The organism is Deinococcus apachensis DSM 19763 (assembly GCF_000381345.1).
Lineage (GTDB): Bacteria > Deinococcota > Deinococci > Deinococcales > Deinococcaceae > Deinococcus > Deinococcus apachensis.
The window spans coordinates 457,713-470,627 of sequence record NZ_KB906398.1 but is presented as its reverse complement, the minus strand read 5'-3'; the positions used below and the strand labels follow the sequence as shown (position 1 = coordinate 470,627).

Below are 12,915 nucleotides of genomic sequence, written 5' to 3'. Positions count from 1 at the left end.
TCGCCCCAATTGCAATTCCCGTTCCGTCCACAACAGAACGGGGTGCGCTATGCTCGCGCCATGCCGGTGGGGGTGCCGCAGAGCGTCTTGAAGGGAACGGGGTCGGGGGTGCTGCCGCCGATGCTCGAACAGTACGTGGCGCTGCGGGACAAGCACCCCGATTTCCTGTTGTTGTTTCAGGTCGGGGACTTCTATGAGACGTTCGGGGAGGACGCGGAGCGAGCGGCCCGTTTGCTGGGCATCGCGCTGACCCACAAGAGCAGCCGGGACTTCTCGACGCCGATGGCAGGCGTGCCCGTCCGCGCGCTCGACAGCAACGTGGAGCGGCTGCTCGCGGCGGGCGCGCGGGTGGCGGTCGCCGACCAGATCGAGGAACCGGGGTCGGGGTTGGTGGAGCGCCGGGTCACGCAGCTCCTGACGCCGGGCACGGTGACCGAGGAACGCCATCTCACCGCTGACGAGAACTACCTGGGCGCGGTGGCGACGGGGGACGGGTACGCCCTCGCCCTCCTCGACGTGTCCACCGGGGAGTTCCGCTGCGCGGCCTTCCACACCCGCACAGCGCTGTACGACGAACTCGCGCGGCACCGGGCGCGGGAGGTGCTGCTGGCCCCCGAACTCTCGGGCAACGCCGCTCTCCTGGCCGACTTCCAGGCCCGCTTCCCGGTCATGCTCTCGCCCGCCAACTTCGACGAGGAGGGGGCGCGGGCGGAATTGAAGGCCGTGCTGGGCGAGGTGCCCGGGTCACTGGGCTCGGCGGCGCTCGTGCGGGCGTGCGGGGCGGTTCTCGGGTACGCGCGGCTGACGCAGCAGGGGCGGCTGGAGATGGTGCGCCGGGTGGTGCGCTTCGAGCCGGGGGCACACATGCGCCTGCCCGACGCGGCGGTGCGGGCGCTGGAGGTCTTCCAGGCGCAGTCGCCCCAGGGCGTCACCTTGATGGATGTGCTGGCGGAGACGCGGACGGCGGGCGGGCGGCGAAGACTTCGGGCGTGGCTGCGGGCACCGCTCCTCGATGAACTCAGCATCCGGTCCAGGCTGGACGCGGTGGAGACGCTGACCCGCGCCTCCGACCTGCGGGGGGCGGTGCGGGCGCTGCTGTACCGGGCGCACGATCTCGAACGCCTGGCGGCGAGGGTGGCGACCCGCCGGGCCTCCCCGCGCGAGGTGGCGTCGCTGGCGCGCACCCTCGACCTGCTGCCCGAGGCGGTGAACCTGCTGGACACCCAGGACGGGCTGCTCGCGGGCATTCGTGCCCGGCTGGGGGCGCTGCCCGATGTCGTCACCCTCATCCGCGCGGCCCTGGTGGACGACCCGCCCATCCGCGCGGGCGAGGGCGGCCTGATCCGCGACGGCTTCCACGCCGAACTCGACGGCCTGAGGAGCGAGGCGCTGGGGCACCGCGCCTGGCTCGCCGAGCTGGAGACCAGCGAGCGCGCCCGCACCGGCATCGGCAGCCTGAAGGTGGGGTTCAACAACGTCTTCGGGTACTACCTGGAGGTCAACGGGCCGCACCTGAGTAAGGTCCCCGCCGACTACCGCCAGATCGCCACCCTCAAGGACCGCGCCCGCTTCACGAGGCCTGACCTGCGCGAGCGTGAGCGCGAGATCGCCCGGCTGGAACTCGCCGCCCAGAGGCTTGAACTGGAAGTCTTCACCGAGCTGCGCGAGAGCCTGGCCGCCCATGCGGAAGGGCTGGCGGAGGCGGCGGGCGCGGTGGCGGAACTCGACGTGCTGACGGCCCTGGCCGAGATCGCCGTGGAGTCCGGCTGGGTACGGCCCCAGACCATCTCCGGCCGCGCACATCTGGTCCAGGCCCGCCACCCCGTCGTCGAGCGGGCGACGGGCGGGCGCTTCGTGCCCAACGACGCCGAGCTTGGGCCGAACCGCCACACCCTGCTGCTGACCGGGCCGAACATGGCGGGCAAGAGTACTTACCTCCGTACAGTGGCCCTGTGCGCCCTGCTCCATCAGGTCGGCTCCTTCGTGCCCGCCGACCGGGCCGAACTTCCCATCTATGACGCCATCCACACGCGGATCGGCGCCAGTGACGACCTCGCGGGGGGCCGCTCCACCTTCATGGTCGAGATGAGCGAACTGGCGAGCATCCTGCACGGGGCCACGCACCGCAGCCTGGTCATCCTCGACGAGGTGGGGCGCGGCACCTCCACCCTGGACGGCCTCGCCATCGCGCAGGCGGCGCTGGAACACCTGCACGGAACGGGGGCGCACACCTTATTTGCCACCCACTACTTCGAGCTGACGCGGCTGGAGGCCGAACACCCGGGCCTGGTCAACCTGCACGTCGCCGCTGAAGAGGACGAGGCGGCGGGCGGGCTCACCTTCTACCATCAGGTCATCCCCGGGGCCGCCCGGCAGAGTTACGGCGTGGAGGTGGCGCGCCTCGCCGGGCTGCCCGCCCCCGTCACCACCCGCGCGGCCCGGTTGCTCACCGCCCTGAACGCCGGGGGCGACGACCGCAAGCTGCGGCGCGAACTCGCCGCCCTCGACCTCAGCCGCCTGACGCCCATGCAGGCGCTGGAAATCCTCCACGGCTGGCAGCGGGAGGCCCAGCGGGCCGCCGAGGGCGAGGAGCGGGAGGTCAGAAACCTATGACCATCCACGTCCTCCCCCCCCACATCTCGCGGCTGATCGCGGCGGGTGAGGTCGTGTCGCGCCCGCTCGATGTGGTACGCGAACTCGTGGAGAACGCGCTGGATGCGGGGGCCTCGCGCCTTGAGGTGGAGGTCGAGAGCGGCGGCCTGGGGCTGGTCCGGGTGCGGGACAACGGGGCGGGCATCGCGGCGGACTCGGTGGCCCTCGCCCCCGTGCGGCACGCGACGAGCAAGCTGGAACCGGAGGCGGGCGCGGTGGAGCGCGTGACCACACTTGGCTTTCGTGGGGAGGCGCTGTGGGCGGCGGCGCAGGCGGGGGAACTGCATCTGGTGACGCGCCCGGCGGCGCAGGTGGGGGCGGCGGAGGTGTGCGCGGCGGGTGACAACGTGACGGTGCGCCGCACCTCCGCCCCGGCGGGCACGACGGTGACGGTCCGCAACCTCTTCGCACGCCTGCCCGCCCGGCTGCGGACGCAGGCCCCGGCGGCGGTCGAGGTGCGCGAGATCACCGCGCTCGTGGGTCGCTACATCCTGCACCACCCCGTCCTGCACTGGCGGCTGACGGTGGACGGCGAGCCCCGCCTCACCCACGCGCCCGCCGACCACCGAGGCGCAGTGGCGAGTGTGTACGGGCCGCTCAGCGCGAACCGCGTCCTGCGGGTGGAGGCGGAGGGCGTGAGTGGCGTCGTCTCCCGCCCAGAACTCACCCGCGCCCGCCGAGACCGGATGCACTTCAGCGTGAACGGGCGGCCCATCCTCGCGCCGCCGGAACTTGAAAAGGCTGTGATTGAGGGCTTTGCGGAGCTGCTGCCCTCGGGCGTGGCCCCGCTCTGTGTCCTCGACCTCACCGTGGCGCCGGAGGACCACAATCCCAACGTCCATCCGGCCAAGCAGGTCGTCGCTCTCGCCGACCTGCCCGCCGTGGCCGCGCGGGTGAGGGAGGCGGTGGCGGAGGCGCTGATGGCGCATCCCCTGGCCCGTTCCGCCCCAGCGCTGATCGCCCCGCCGGAACCCCAGGCAACCCCGGCGAGCGGCAACTTTCCCGCCCTCACCCTCGTCGGCGTCTATCAGGAGCTGTACCTCCTCGCGCAGGGGGAGGGCGACCTGTGGGTGGTGGACGCGCACGCCGCGCACGAACGCGCCCTGTACGAGCGCCTGACGCGCGACCTCACTGCCGCCCCGCCCGTCGAGTTGCCCGAACCCGAGTTGCTGCACCTCACACCCGAGCAGGTGGCGCGGCTGCACGAGCGGGACGCCGACCTGCGCGCCTGGGGTCTGACCATCGAGGACTTCGGGGCGGGACTGGCCCGGCTGCGGACGCTGCCCGCCGCCCTCGCCGCGCTCCCCGTGCCCCGGCTGCACGAGCAACTCGTCGAAGCGGCCCTGGGCGACAGCCCTGACCCCCGCCGTCACGTGCTGGCCCGCCTCGCCTGTGCCCCCGCGCTCAAGGCCGGGATGCTGGACGGGGAGAGGGGAGAGGCTGTTCTGACCGCCCTCTCCGCCTGCGACCAGCCCTGGTCCTGCCCGCACGGGCGTCCCACCACCCTGCGCCTTTCCGAGCGCGACCTGGCCCACGCCTTCGGGCGCCGCGGCGTGCGTGACGTGGCCCGGGGCCGGGACGAGGTGCCGGGTGGGAAAAGCGGCGGGAGGGAGGCTCCCGCAACTCCCCCCGCCCGCACCCCGTAACCGGCTCCATGAAGAAAGAACAGAAGCAGGCGGCCCCTGCCCCGTCCTCCGTGCCGCCGGGGTACGGCTGCCTGGGCGTGCTGTTGCTCCCCATCGGCCTGTGGTGGCTGACGGCGGCAAGGCGGCGGAGACGACGGTGGGGAGGGCGAGGCGGCTCAGTCCTCGAAGACCTCCGGTGGATAGACCTCCCGCCCCGAGGTCGTCGTGACGTAGGCGCTGCGCCCGAGGTACACGGCGGCCTCCCCCACGAACAGGCCCGCCGCGTCGTAGTGGGCGGGATCGAAGCGGACTTCTGACACCCGCCCGACGATCAGGTCGTGGTCGCCGGTGGGCACGACCTGGACCACCTCGCAGCCGTAGTGCAGATAAGCCTGCGCCACAGCCAGCGGTGCGTCCGGCAGCGGCGTCAGCCCCAGCCGCGCGAACTTGTCCGCCCCCGGACCGTCGTGCAGGCTCAGCACGCCCGCCCCCTGTACCGCCCGCGCCCACGCGAAGGGCAGGAAGTTCACGCCGAAGTGCCCGCTTCCCACGATCAGGGGGTGGCTCGCCCGCTCCCGCCCCACCGCCACCCCGTACAGGGGCGGGTCGGCGCTCAGGGCGGTGTGCCAGCCCACGCTCAGCACGTTGCGTGTCCCGGCGTGTTCGGACGCCACCAGGGCGACCGTGCCGGGGTAGTAGCCGAAGAAGCGTGTGGTGACCTCACTGAGCATGAGACCGAGGATAGGGTGGGGCCTGGGGTTAGGACCGGGCCTCGTTGGAAGGCGGCGCCATCCCCGCCGCGGCCCGGTCCCTTCCCCGTATCCTGTGCCCCATGCCCGTCGTCACCCGTATCGCCCCCAGCCCGACCGGAGACCCGCATGTCGGGACCGCATACATTGGCCTCTTCAACCACACCCTCGCCCATCAGGCGCGCGACCGGGGTGAGGAGGGCAAGTTCATCCTCCGCATCGAGGACACCGACCGCAACCGCTACGTCCCCGACTCTGAAAAGCGCATCTTCCAGATGATGCAGTGGCTGGGTCTCACGCCCGACGAGAGCCCCCTTCAGGGCGGCCCCAACGGCCCTTACCGTCAGAGCGAGCGCTTCGACCTGTACGGCGAGTATGCCCGGAGGCTGATTGAGTCCGGCCACGCCTACTACGCCTTCGAGACGCCCGAGGAGCTGAGCGCCCTGCGTGAGGAGGCCCAGAAGGAGGGCCGCGTGATCGCCGTCCCCAGCCGCGACCTCGACCCCGCCGAGGCGCAGCGGAGGGTGAAGGCGGGCGAGAGTGCCGTCATCCGCCTCAAGGTCCCGCGTGAGGGCGAGACGGTCGTGAACGACTTCCTCCGCAAGCCCATCGCCTTCCAGAACCGCGAGATCGACGACAAGGTACTCCTGAAGGCCGACGGCTTCCCCACCTACCACCTCGCCAACGTGGTGGACGACCGCCTGATGGGCGTGACGCATGTGATCCGCGCCGAGGAATGGATCACCTCCACCCCCATCCATGTGCTGCTGTACCAGGCGTTCGGCTGGCCCGAGCCCGTCTGGGCGCACATGCCGCTTCTGCGCAACGCTGACAAGTCCAAGATCAGCAAGCGCAAGAACCCCACCTCGGTCGAGTGGTACATGGAGCAGGGCTTCCTGCCCGAGGCCATGCTCAACTTCCTCGCCACCATGGGCTGGACCCACCCCGAGGGCCGGGAAATCTTTGATCTGGCCGAGTTCCAGCGGGTCTTCCAGCTGGAGGACGTGACGCTGGGCGGCCCCGTCTTCAGCCTCGACAAGCTGCGCTGGATGAACGGCAAGTACCTGCGCGAGGTGCTGACGGAGGAGGAGGTGGCAAAACGCCTGCACGACTACCTCGCCGGGCAGAAGCACGACCTCCCCGAGGACGATTACTTCCGCGCGGTCGTCCGCATGATGATCCCGCGCATGGACGTGTTCTCGGAGTTCCTGGAGAAGACGCCCTACTTCTGGTCCGAGGACTACCCGGTGAACGAGAAGGCGCAACAACTCATCGAGGAGGGCCGCCCCTTCCTGCCCGAACTCGCCGCGCGGCTGAAGAACCTGCCCGCCTTCGACCAGGCGACGACCGAGCCCGCCCTGCGCGCCTTTGCCGAGGAAAAGGGCCTCAAGCCCGGCAAGGTGATGCAGCCCCTGCGCGCTGCCCTCGCCGGAACGAGCGAGAGCCCCGGCATGTTCGAGATGCTGGAGGCCCTGGGGCGTGAGCGCGTGGTGGCCCGGGTGGAGCGGGTGGCGCGGGGCGGGTAGGGCGGCTCACTTCCCCGGCAGCGCGTAGATGTTCAGCCTGCCGTCGCCCGAGGCCACGGCCAGGCGGTCCCCCTCCCGGCTGACGGCCAGGCTGGGCCAGAGCCCGGGCTTGCTGGGGAAGGGCACCAGCGGTTCCAGCGCCTGTGCAGGCCGGTTCAGGTCCAGCCGGACGACCCGTCCATCGTCCAGGGCGGCGAGCAGGAGGTGTTGCGGGGTGACCTTCACGTCGGTGACCTGCACGTTCGGGGCGTCCAGCCGGAGTTGCGCGACCCGCTGACCGTTCCCCACATTCCAGACCGCGGCCCCGAACTGATCCTCGTCCGCTACCACAAAGCGGCCGTCGGGGCTGAAAGTGGGAGTGTCGGGGGACTCGCGCCTGGCCTCCCGCCCCAGGCTTTGCAGTCCTCCGTCGGCCACGTTCCACACCCGCACCTCCCGGTCACAGGAGAAGGCGAGTCGCGTGCTGTCCGGGCTCCAGTTCACCTCTGTCGGCCAAGCGCCCGGTCCCCGGAAGCAGTCAGCGGGCTGCGGGGGTGTCACCTTGAGGCGGCGGCTGAGGTCGGAGGCCCAGACCTCCACCCGGCGGTTCTGACTGATGGCCGCCACCCGGCGGCCGTCCGGGCTGACATTGACGCTCAGAAAGGTCCCCGGAAGATTCTTCAACAGGGTGCCGCGCCGGGCATCCCAGCGGCGCAGGCTTGCCGCATCCTGGGTCAGCAAGAAGCGGCCGTCGGGCGTGAACTGCGTGTTGAAGATGAACTCGGTGCCTTCAGCCCTGTCGCAGCCGAAGACCTTTGTGAAGTCGCCTCGCAGTGCCGTTACCTTTCGCCCGCCACTCACGTCCCACACGGCGACCTCACAGCGGGGAAAGTCCAGTCCCACGGCCAGGACTCGGCCCTCCGGCGTGACGAGGGGGGCGCGCAGCTTGCCGTTCTCAGTGAACTTTACCATGAGGGGCGAACCGTGGCGGGGAAAGAGCACCGCAGCCGCCCCGTCGTAATCCACAGCGACGGCTTTCTGTGAATCCACGTGGAAGGCCCAGTGAGCATTCGGGTGGGTCGCTGTCTGAAGGGGCGTGAGCGGCGCGGCCAGGGCAGCCGAACCCAGCAGCAGGGTGAGCAGCAGAGAACGCATTCCCGCCGAGTCTAGGCCCTGGCTCTGACCCCCCGCTGAAGGTTTGCCGCCGCCCAACCGCGTGGGCAGGGCCGCTACAATGCACCCAGAAGCAGGTTCAAGGAGTCAAGGAGGAACTCAACATGGAAGACCGCCGCATCAGGGTCCTGATCGCCAAGCCCGGCATGGACGGCCACGACCGGGGCGCCAAGGTGGTGGCGCGGGCGCTGCGCGACGCGGGGATGGAAGTGGTGTACACCGGCCTACGCCAGACCGCCGAGATGATCGTGAACGCTGCCATTCAGGAGGACGTGGACGCCATCGGCCTCAGCGTGCTCTCGGGCGCGCACATGCACTACTTCCGCGAGGTGATGGCCCTGCTGCGCGAACGCGGCGCTGAGGACATCATCGTGTTCGGTGGGGGCATCATCCCCGACCAAGACCTGCCGAGGCTGGAGGAACTCGGCGTGGGCCGCGTCTTCACCCCGGGGGCGAGCACCGAGGACGCCGCCGCGTACCTGAAGACCGCCGTCGCCCAACGCTGGGCCACGCAGGGTGCCTGAGCCCCGCCCGGTGAGCGCCGAGACTCGTTCCCCCCTCGCCGTCCCCGCCCTGCCGCTGGGACGGCTCGCCCCGTTGTATGGGGCACAGGCCCTTGCCACGGGCGCCACCACGGTCAGCACCGTCCTCGCCAGCCTGATCATGAGCAGCCTGGGCCGCGAGAGCCTGTCGGGGCTGCCCAGCACCCTGATCTCCGCGTCGGCGGCCCTCTCGGCGGGGCTGTTCGGCGCGCTGATGCTGCGGGCTGGGCGGCGGGTGGGGCTGGGGTCGGCGTTCGTGCTGGGGACCGTCGGGGCCGTCTTGGGCTTCCTGGGCGCGCGGGCCGGAGCCACGCCCCTCTTCCTCCTTGGGGCGTCGCTGATGGGCGCGGCGCAGGGCGGCTACCAGCAGGCCCGCTACGCCGCCGCCGAGAGCGTCCCCGAGTCGCGGCGCGGCACGGCCCTGGGCTTACTCATGCTGATGAGCGTCCTGGGCTCCTTCCTGATGACCGGCTTCTCGGGCGCGGTGGAGGGGCTGGGCGACCGTTTGGACACTTCCGCCGAGGTCGCCGGGTGGCTGGTGGGCGGTGGCCTGCTGGGGATCGCCGCCCTGCTGATCCTGGTCTGGACACCGCTGAAGTCCCCGGCGCAGGCCGGTCCCGCACGCCTCTCCCTCCGCGGGGCCTTCGCCGTTCCGGGCGTACGCTCGACCGCCCTGGCCCTCGCCACCGCGCAGGGGCTGATGATCACGCTGATGAGCCTCACGCCGCTGCGGGCACACCACCTGGGGATGGACCACGGGGGCATCGCCGCGCTGATCTCCGGCCACATCGCGGGCATGTTCGGCTTCGGCTGGCTGACCGGGCCGCTGATCGACCGGCTGGGGCTGCGGGTGGGCTACGTGGGCGGCGCCCTCCTGCTCGCCGCCGCCGCCCTCACCGCGCCGCTGCCCGGCCCCGCGTGGCTGGGTGCCAGCATGTTCCTGCTGGGGCTGGGCTGGAACCTCGCCTTCGTGACGGGCAGCAAGGCGCTCTCCCGCCACCCCGCCGCGCAGGGCGTGACCGACGGCCTGGGCTACGTCGCGGCGGGAACGGGCACGCTGGTCGGCGGCCTCGTGATCACGCATGCGGGCTTTCCGGCCCTGGCCTCGGCCTGTGCCCTCCTCGCGCTCCTGCCGCTGGTCAGCGCGTGGCGGGTGCGGCGGGGGTAGGGCGAATCGCGGAGTGCCCGGGACCAGGCTGGCTCAGGCGGCCGCAACCGGGCATCAGAATGCCCCTTTGCCCCCGCGTCTGCGTGGGGCGACTTCCCCAATCACCCCGCTCCGGCTGCCTCCTCCCGCTCCACGGCGACGACGAGGGCTTGCAGTTTGCCGTCCACCACGCCCGGCCCGAACCGGCTGGCTATGGCGGCGGTCGCCAGGTCGGTGGCCTCCGTAAGTCCTGTGGGTCCAAGCCGCTCCAATTCGGCCCGCATGGGCGTGCCCTGACAGAACGCCACCGCAGGAACACGGGGCGACTCCGCGTGGCTGCGCTGGGCCAGGGTGGTGACCGTGGGAGGCTGGGTGAACCCCGCGCGGGCCAGGTCTCGGGCGATGGCCGGAGCATCGTGATACCCATGCGGGATGCGGATCATGAAGGGCGTCCCACCGTCCGGGAGGATGGGCCGGACCGCCCGGAGGATGACATCGGGAAACTCGTTCTCCTCGATCCGGTCCCACACGTTGAAGATGAACCCGCCGCCCGGACGCAGGACACGCCGGGCCTCCGCGAACGCCCTCACCTTATCCGGGAAGAACATGGCCCCAAACTGGCAGACGACCACATCGAACGACCCGTCAGGAAAGGGGAGCTGCTGGGCGTCCGCCTGGCGCCACTCGACGGGCCGCTCGGTCCCCGCCGCCGCCGCCTGATCGAGCATGGGCTGGCTGAGATCGGTGGCGACGATGGGGACCCCGGGCGGCAGGACGCGGGCGAGGTGACGGGTCACCACTCCCGTCCCCGCGGCGATCTCCAGGACACGCGCAGGCTGCCTCCGCGCCACGCGGGAGGCGAGATCGGCGGCGTAGGGCTCGAAGATGAGCGGGACGAGGTGCTGCGCGTAGACCTGCGGGATGGAGCCTGCGAAGACGGGGCCAGTCTCGGGGGGGTGCATGGCTCTCCTTGTCGTGCCAGGGCTCCACGCAAGCGGCGGGGCTGATCCTGCACGCCGCCGGGGTGGACGGCCTCTGGAACACCCTGAGGGGAACTTCAGGGTACTGGAAGAAGCCCTCCTTTCTCAGGGGTCGGGTCCGGGGCAGAGCGCGTGGCAGGGGGTTACTCGCCTATCCTCAGCCCTGCCCGGCGTTCCCGGAGGCGGCCTCACCCTCGCTCTCGTTGAGGGGACCGCGTGTCGCCCACGTGAAGAGCAGGGCGACTAGGCCGCCCAGCACCGGGCCGAGCAGGTGCGGCCAGGCCTCTACCAGCCGTCCGGACACCAGCGCGGGGCCGAAGACCTTGGCCGGATTCATCGCCACGGCGGAGACGCTGTTCGTCAGGAAGTGGTCGAGCGCGACGGTGGCCCCGACCGCCAGGCCCACGGTCGGCCTGAGCTTCGCGTTGCGGTGCGCCGTCGCCAGGATTACGACGAGCAGCACGGTGGTCCCGCCCGCGTCCAGCAGGGCCGCCCCATCCGCCGGGAGACGCTCGGTCCCGTGGGGAAGGCGCGCGAACGACTCGATCAGCAGCGCCGCCGCGACCGAGGCGCCGAACTGAACGGCCCAGTAGGGAAGCACGCAGCGCCACGGGAAGGCGCCGCGCAGGGCGAAGGCCAGCGTCACCACCGGATTGATGTGGGCGCCCGACACGTCCCCCAGCGCGTAGATCATGGTCAGCACGACCAGCCCCGGCGGGATGGCCGAGGCCGCCGCTTCGGGCAGGAGGCCCAGGCGCGCCAGCAGCAGGGCACCCACGCTGGCAAAGGTCAGCAGGAACGTCCCGAACGCCTCGGCGACGAGGGCACGGCGGAGATGTTGCGCCGACCAGCCTTCCCCAGCCTCGGTCTTGTCGTGGCGGGTCGAGTCGCGCCCACCCTCCGCAGCCTGTGTGTCACCTCTCCCCGGGTTGATCATGTGAGTGTAGGATGTCACTCAATCGCTCGGCGCATGACACGGCCATGACAATTGGGCTTGGGCAAGTCCTAAGGGTCGGGGCGGATGGGGTGGGTGAGCCCCACAAACGACATGGGGAGCCATGCCTCCTCACTTGAACAGGACGTCTTGGCCCTGTCCGAGGAAGGGACGATTGCCACGCCGATGACGCTTTCACCACGATGCGGGCCACTGGCGGTAAGGTGATCCTGACCCCTTTTCCACTTGAGCCCCACAGGAGGAGCGCCATGCCGCCAAAAGTGGACCGGAGGACCGTCGATCTCTCCCCCTACCCCGATCTGGTGGTGATCTATCTCGGCATGCGCGTCAATGCCTGGACGGGCTTCAGGACTGTAGCTGGCCTGGGGCCGCAGATTGGCGCCTCTGTTCAGGACAGGCCCGACGGTCTTCTGCTGCACGAATCCCTGATCTTCTCGCTGTTCCCACCCCACATCGGAATGCGGCAGTACTGGCGCGATTTCGAATCCCTGGAACGGTGGTCGAGGTCCGAACCGCACCGCCGCTGGTGGAGGGACTTCCTGCGGGATTCCGGTGGAACGGGCTTCTGGCATGAAACGTACTTCATGCGCGGTGGGATGGAGGCGATCTACGACGACGTGCCGTACAGCATCGGCATGGGCCGCTTTGCCGTCCTGAAACCGGCACGCGGGGGCATGTTCTCCGCCCGGCAACGTGCGAAGGGCTCGGAGGAGGCGCCGCCCGGTCCGCTGACCGAGGACGAACTGTATACGGCAACCCCTTGAGCTGGCAGGGCGACCCGCTGACCGAGGAGGGTATGGCGCCGCCCCAAACGAAAGTGCCTGTGGTGTCCGGGAACACGCACAGGCACGAGCTTTGGCGGAACGGGAGGGATTCGAACCCTCGATAAGGTTGCCCCTATACACGCTTTCCAGGCGTGCCCCTTCAACCACTCGGGCACCGTTCCAGCGCAGAGCAGAGTAGCGGAGGAGGGCGGGAAAATCAAACGCTACGTATACGGGTCCTCCAGATATCCCCGTAGCACCTCCAGCGGCGCGTACGTCCCCGCCCTCAACCCCTCCTCTACCAATCGCGCGTGGGCCCAGGCGGTCTCGGCGAGGGTGGGGGAGACCTGCCCGGCCCGCACCGCCTCCTCCAACTCGTCGGCGTCGATGATGTGCGTCTCGGTCACCCGCCAGCCGGGCTGCCAGTTGGCGATCACGTCGAGGTACACGTCCTCGGTCCAGGGGAGGCCGTCTTCGCCCACCCCTTCCCCGGCGTGGATGTCCACGTAAAGCTGTTCGGGCTGGCCCGCCGCGTTCAATTGCACGGTGAGGGCGTCCCCGAGTGCGCCCTCGCCCGTGCCGGTCGGATGCGCCCGCACCCAGCGGAAGCCGTGGTCAAGAATGCGAACGGTGCGCTCCCCGAAGGGCACGTCCAGCGGGCGGGTGACCTCGTGCGCGGTGAGGTCCACGATGACGTAGCCGGGGATGTGGGTGACGGTCTGGGTGTGCCGGGCCACCCGGGGCCAGGGGCGGAGGTCGAAGACTTTGCGTTTCATAACCCTTGCGGTTGAGCAGCCGTCAGGGTGTTCAACCCGGGCGGTGC

The 12,915-nt window shown here is 70.6% G+C and carries 11 protein-coding genes and 1 tRNA gene; 6 read left to right on the top strand and 6 right to left on the bottom strand.

Going from position 1 to position 12,915, the window contains the following annotated elements; all coding sequences use genetic code 11:
* Positions 1 to 60 precede the first annotated feature (60 nt).
* Complete coding sequence (mutS, locus tag F784_RS0102360) at positions 61 to 2,613, top strand: DNA mismatch repair protein MutS (RefSeq protein ID WP_019585088.1); 2,553 nt, start codon at positions 61 to 63, stop codon at positions 2,611 to 2,613.
* The gene (gene mutL / locus F784_RS0102355) at positions 2,610 to 4,298 is read left to right on the top strand and encodes a DNA mismatch repair endonuclease MutL (protein ID WP_019585087.1); all 1,689 of its coding nucleotides are present in this window, start codon (positions 2,610 to 2,612) and stop codon (positions 4,296 to 4,298) included. Before mutS ends, mutL begins: the two co-directional genes overlap by 4 nt.
* A gap of 155 nt (positions 4,299 to 4,453) precedes the next feature.
* Here the strand turns inward: mutL and F784_RS0102350 are convergent, their stop codons facing one another.
* Complete coding sequence (locus F784_RS0102350; RefSeq protein ID WP_019585086.1) at positions 4,454 to 5,008, bottom strand: flavin reductase family protein; 555 nt, start codon at positions 5,006 to 5,008, stop codon at positions 4,454 to 4,456.
* Positions 5,009 to 5,109: 101 nt separating this feature from the next.
* On the opposite strand from F784_RS0102350, the gene gltX reads away from it, so the two are divergent.
* A complete protein-coding gene (gene gltX, locus F784_RS0102345) occupies positions 5,110 to 6,552 on the top strand; it encodes a glutamate--tRNA ligase (protein ID WP_026332208.1) in 1,443 nt (480 codons plus the stop codon).
* A gap of 6 nt (positions 6,553 to 6,558) precedes the next feature.
* Here gltX and F784_RS0102340 read toward each other — a convergent pair whose 3' ends face one another.
* On the bottom strand, positions 6,559 to 7,686 hold the full coding sequence (locus F784_RS0102340) for a WD40 repeat domain-containing protein (RefSeq protein WP_019585084.1): 1,128 nt from the start codon (positions 7,684 to 7,686) through the stop codon (positions 6,559 to 6,561).
* Positions 7,687 to 7,808: 122 nt separating this feature from the next.
* On the opposite strand from F784_RS0102340, the gene F784_RS0102335 reads away from it, so the two are divergent.
* Positions 7,809 to 8,228 (top strand): cobalamin B12-binding domain-containing protein, encoded by a 420-nt coding sequence (locus F784_RS0102335; protein WP_019585083.1) that lies wholly within the window; start codon positions 7,809 to 7,811, stop codon positions 8,226 to 8,228.
* A gap of 10 nt (positions 8,229 to 8,238) precedes the next feature.
* Positions 8,239 to 9,414, top strand: a complete 1,176-nt coding sequence (locus F784_RS0102330) for an MFS transporter (RefSeq protein ID WP_040382315.1) — start codon at positions 8,239 to 8,241, stop codon at positions 9,412 to 9,414.
* Between the two features lie 101 nt (positions 9,415 to 9,515).
* On the opposite strand, the gene F784_RS0102325 is transcribed toward F784_RS0102330, so the two are convergent.
* Together F784_RS0102325 and F784_RS0102320 are read right to left on the bottom strand one after the other, a co-directional pair.
* Entirely contained in the window at positions 9,516 to 10,355 is an 840-nt protein-coding gene (locus tag F784_RS0102325) for a class I SAM-dependent methyltransferase (RefSeq protein ID WP_019585081.1), read from the bottom strand.
* Positions 10,356 to 10,530: 175 nt separating this feature from the next.
* Entirely contained in the window at positions 10,531 to 11,310 is a 780-nt protein-coding gene (locus F784_RS0102320; RefSeq protein ID WP_019585080.1) for an MIP/aquaporin family protein, read from the bottom strand.
* A gap of 266 nt (positions 11,311 to 11,576) precedes the next feature.
* On the opposite strand from F784_RS0102320, the gene F784_RS0102315 reads away from it, so the two are divergent.
* Complete coding sequence (locus F784_RS0102315; protein WP_019585079.1) at positions 11,577 to 12,092, top strand: DUF4188 domain-containing protein; 516 nt, start codon at positions 11,577 to 11,579, stop codon at positions 12,090 to 12,092.
* A 92-nt stretch (positions 12,093 to 12,184) separates the two neighbouring features.
* On the opposite strand, the gene F784_RS0102310 is transcribed toward F784_RS0102315, so the two are convergent.
* Together F784_RS0102310 and F784_RS0102305 are read right to left on the bottom strand one after the other, a co-directional pair.
* Positions 12,185 to 12,274: transfer RNA gene (locus F784_RS0102310), tRNA-Ser, on the bottom strand.
* Positions 12,275 to 12,316: 42 nt separating this feature from the next.
* Complete coding sequence (locus tag F784_RS0102305; protein WP_019585078.1) at positions 12,317 to 12,868, bottom strand: DUF402 domain-containing protein; 552 nt, start codon at positions 12,866 to 12,868, stop codon at positions 12,317 to 12,319.
* Between the last annotated feature and the right edge of the window lie 47 nt (positions 12,869 to 12,915).

Excerpts from the sequence above, each read along its gene's own strand:
- mutS (WP_019585088.1), top strand. The coding sequence starts at position 61 with ATGCCGGTGGGGGTGCCGCAGAGCGTCTTGAAGGGAACGGGGTCGGGG.
- mutL (WP_019585087.1), top strand. The coding sequence starts at position 2,610 with ATGACCATCCACGTCCTCCCCCCCCACATCTCGCGGCTGATCGCGGCG.
- F784_RS0102350 (WP_019585086.1), bottom strand. The coding sequence starts at position 5,008 with ATGCTCAGTGAGGTCACCACACGCTTCTTCGGCTACTACCCCGGCACG.
- gltX (WP_026332208.1), top strand. The coding sequence starts at position 5,110 with ATGCCCGTCGTCACCCGTATCGCCCCCAGCCCGACCGGAGACCCGCAT.
- F784_RS0102340 (WP_019585084.1), bottom strand. The coding sequence starts at position 7,686 with ATGCGTTCTCTGCTGCTCACCCTGCTGCTGGGTTCGGCTGCCCTGGCC.
- F784_RS0102335 (WP_019585083.1), top strand. The coding sequence starts at position 7,809 with ATGGAAGACCGCCGCATCAGGGTCCTGATCGCCAAGCCCGGCATGGAC.
- F784_RS0102325 (WP_019585081.1), bottom strand. The coding sequence starts at position 10,355 with ATGCACCCCCCCGAGACTGGCCCCGTCTTCGCAGGCTCCATCCCGCAG.
- F784_RS0102320 (WP_019585080.1), bottom strand. The coding sequence starts at position 11,310 with ATGATCAACCCGGGGAGAGGTGACACACAGGCTGCGGAGGGTGGGCGC.
- F784_RS0102315 (WP_019585079.1), top strand. The coding sequence starts at position 11,577 with ATGCCGCCAAAAGTGGACCGGAGGACCGTCGATCTCTCCCCCTACCCC.
- F784_RS0102305 (WP_019585078.1), bottom strand. The coding sequence starts at position 12,868 with ATGAAACGCAAAGTCTTCGACCTCCGCCCCTGGCCCCGGGTGGCCCGG.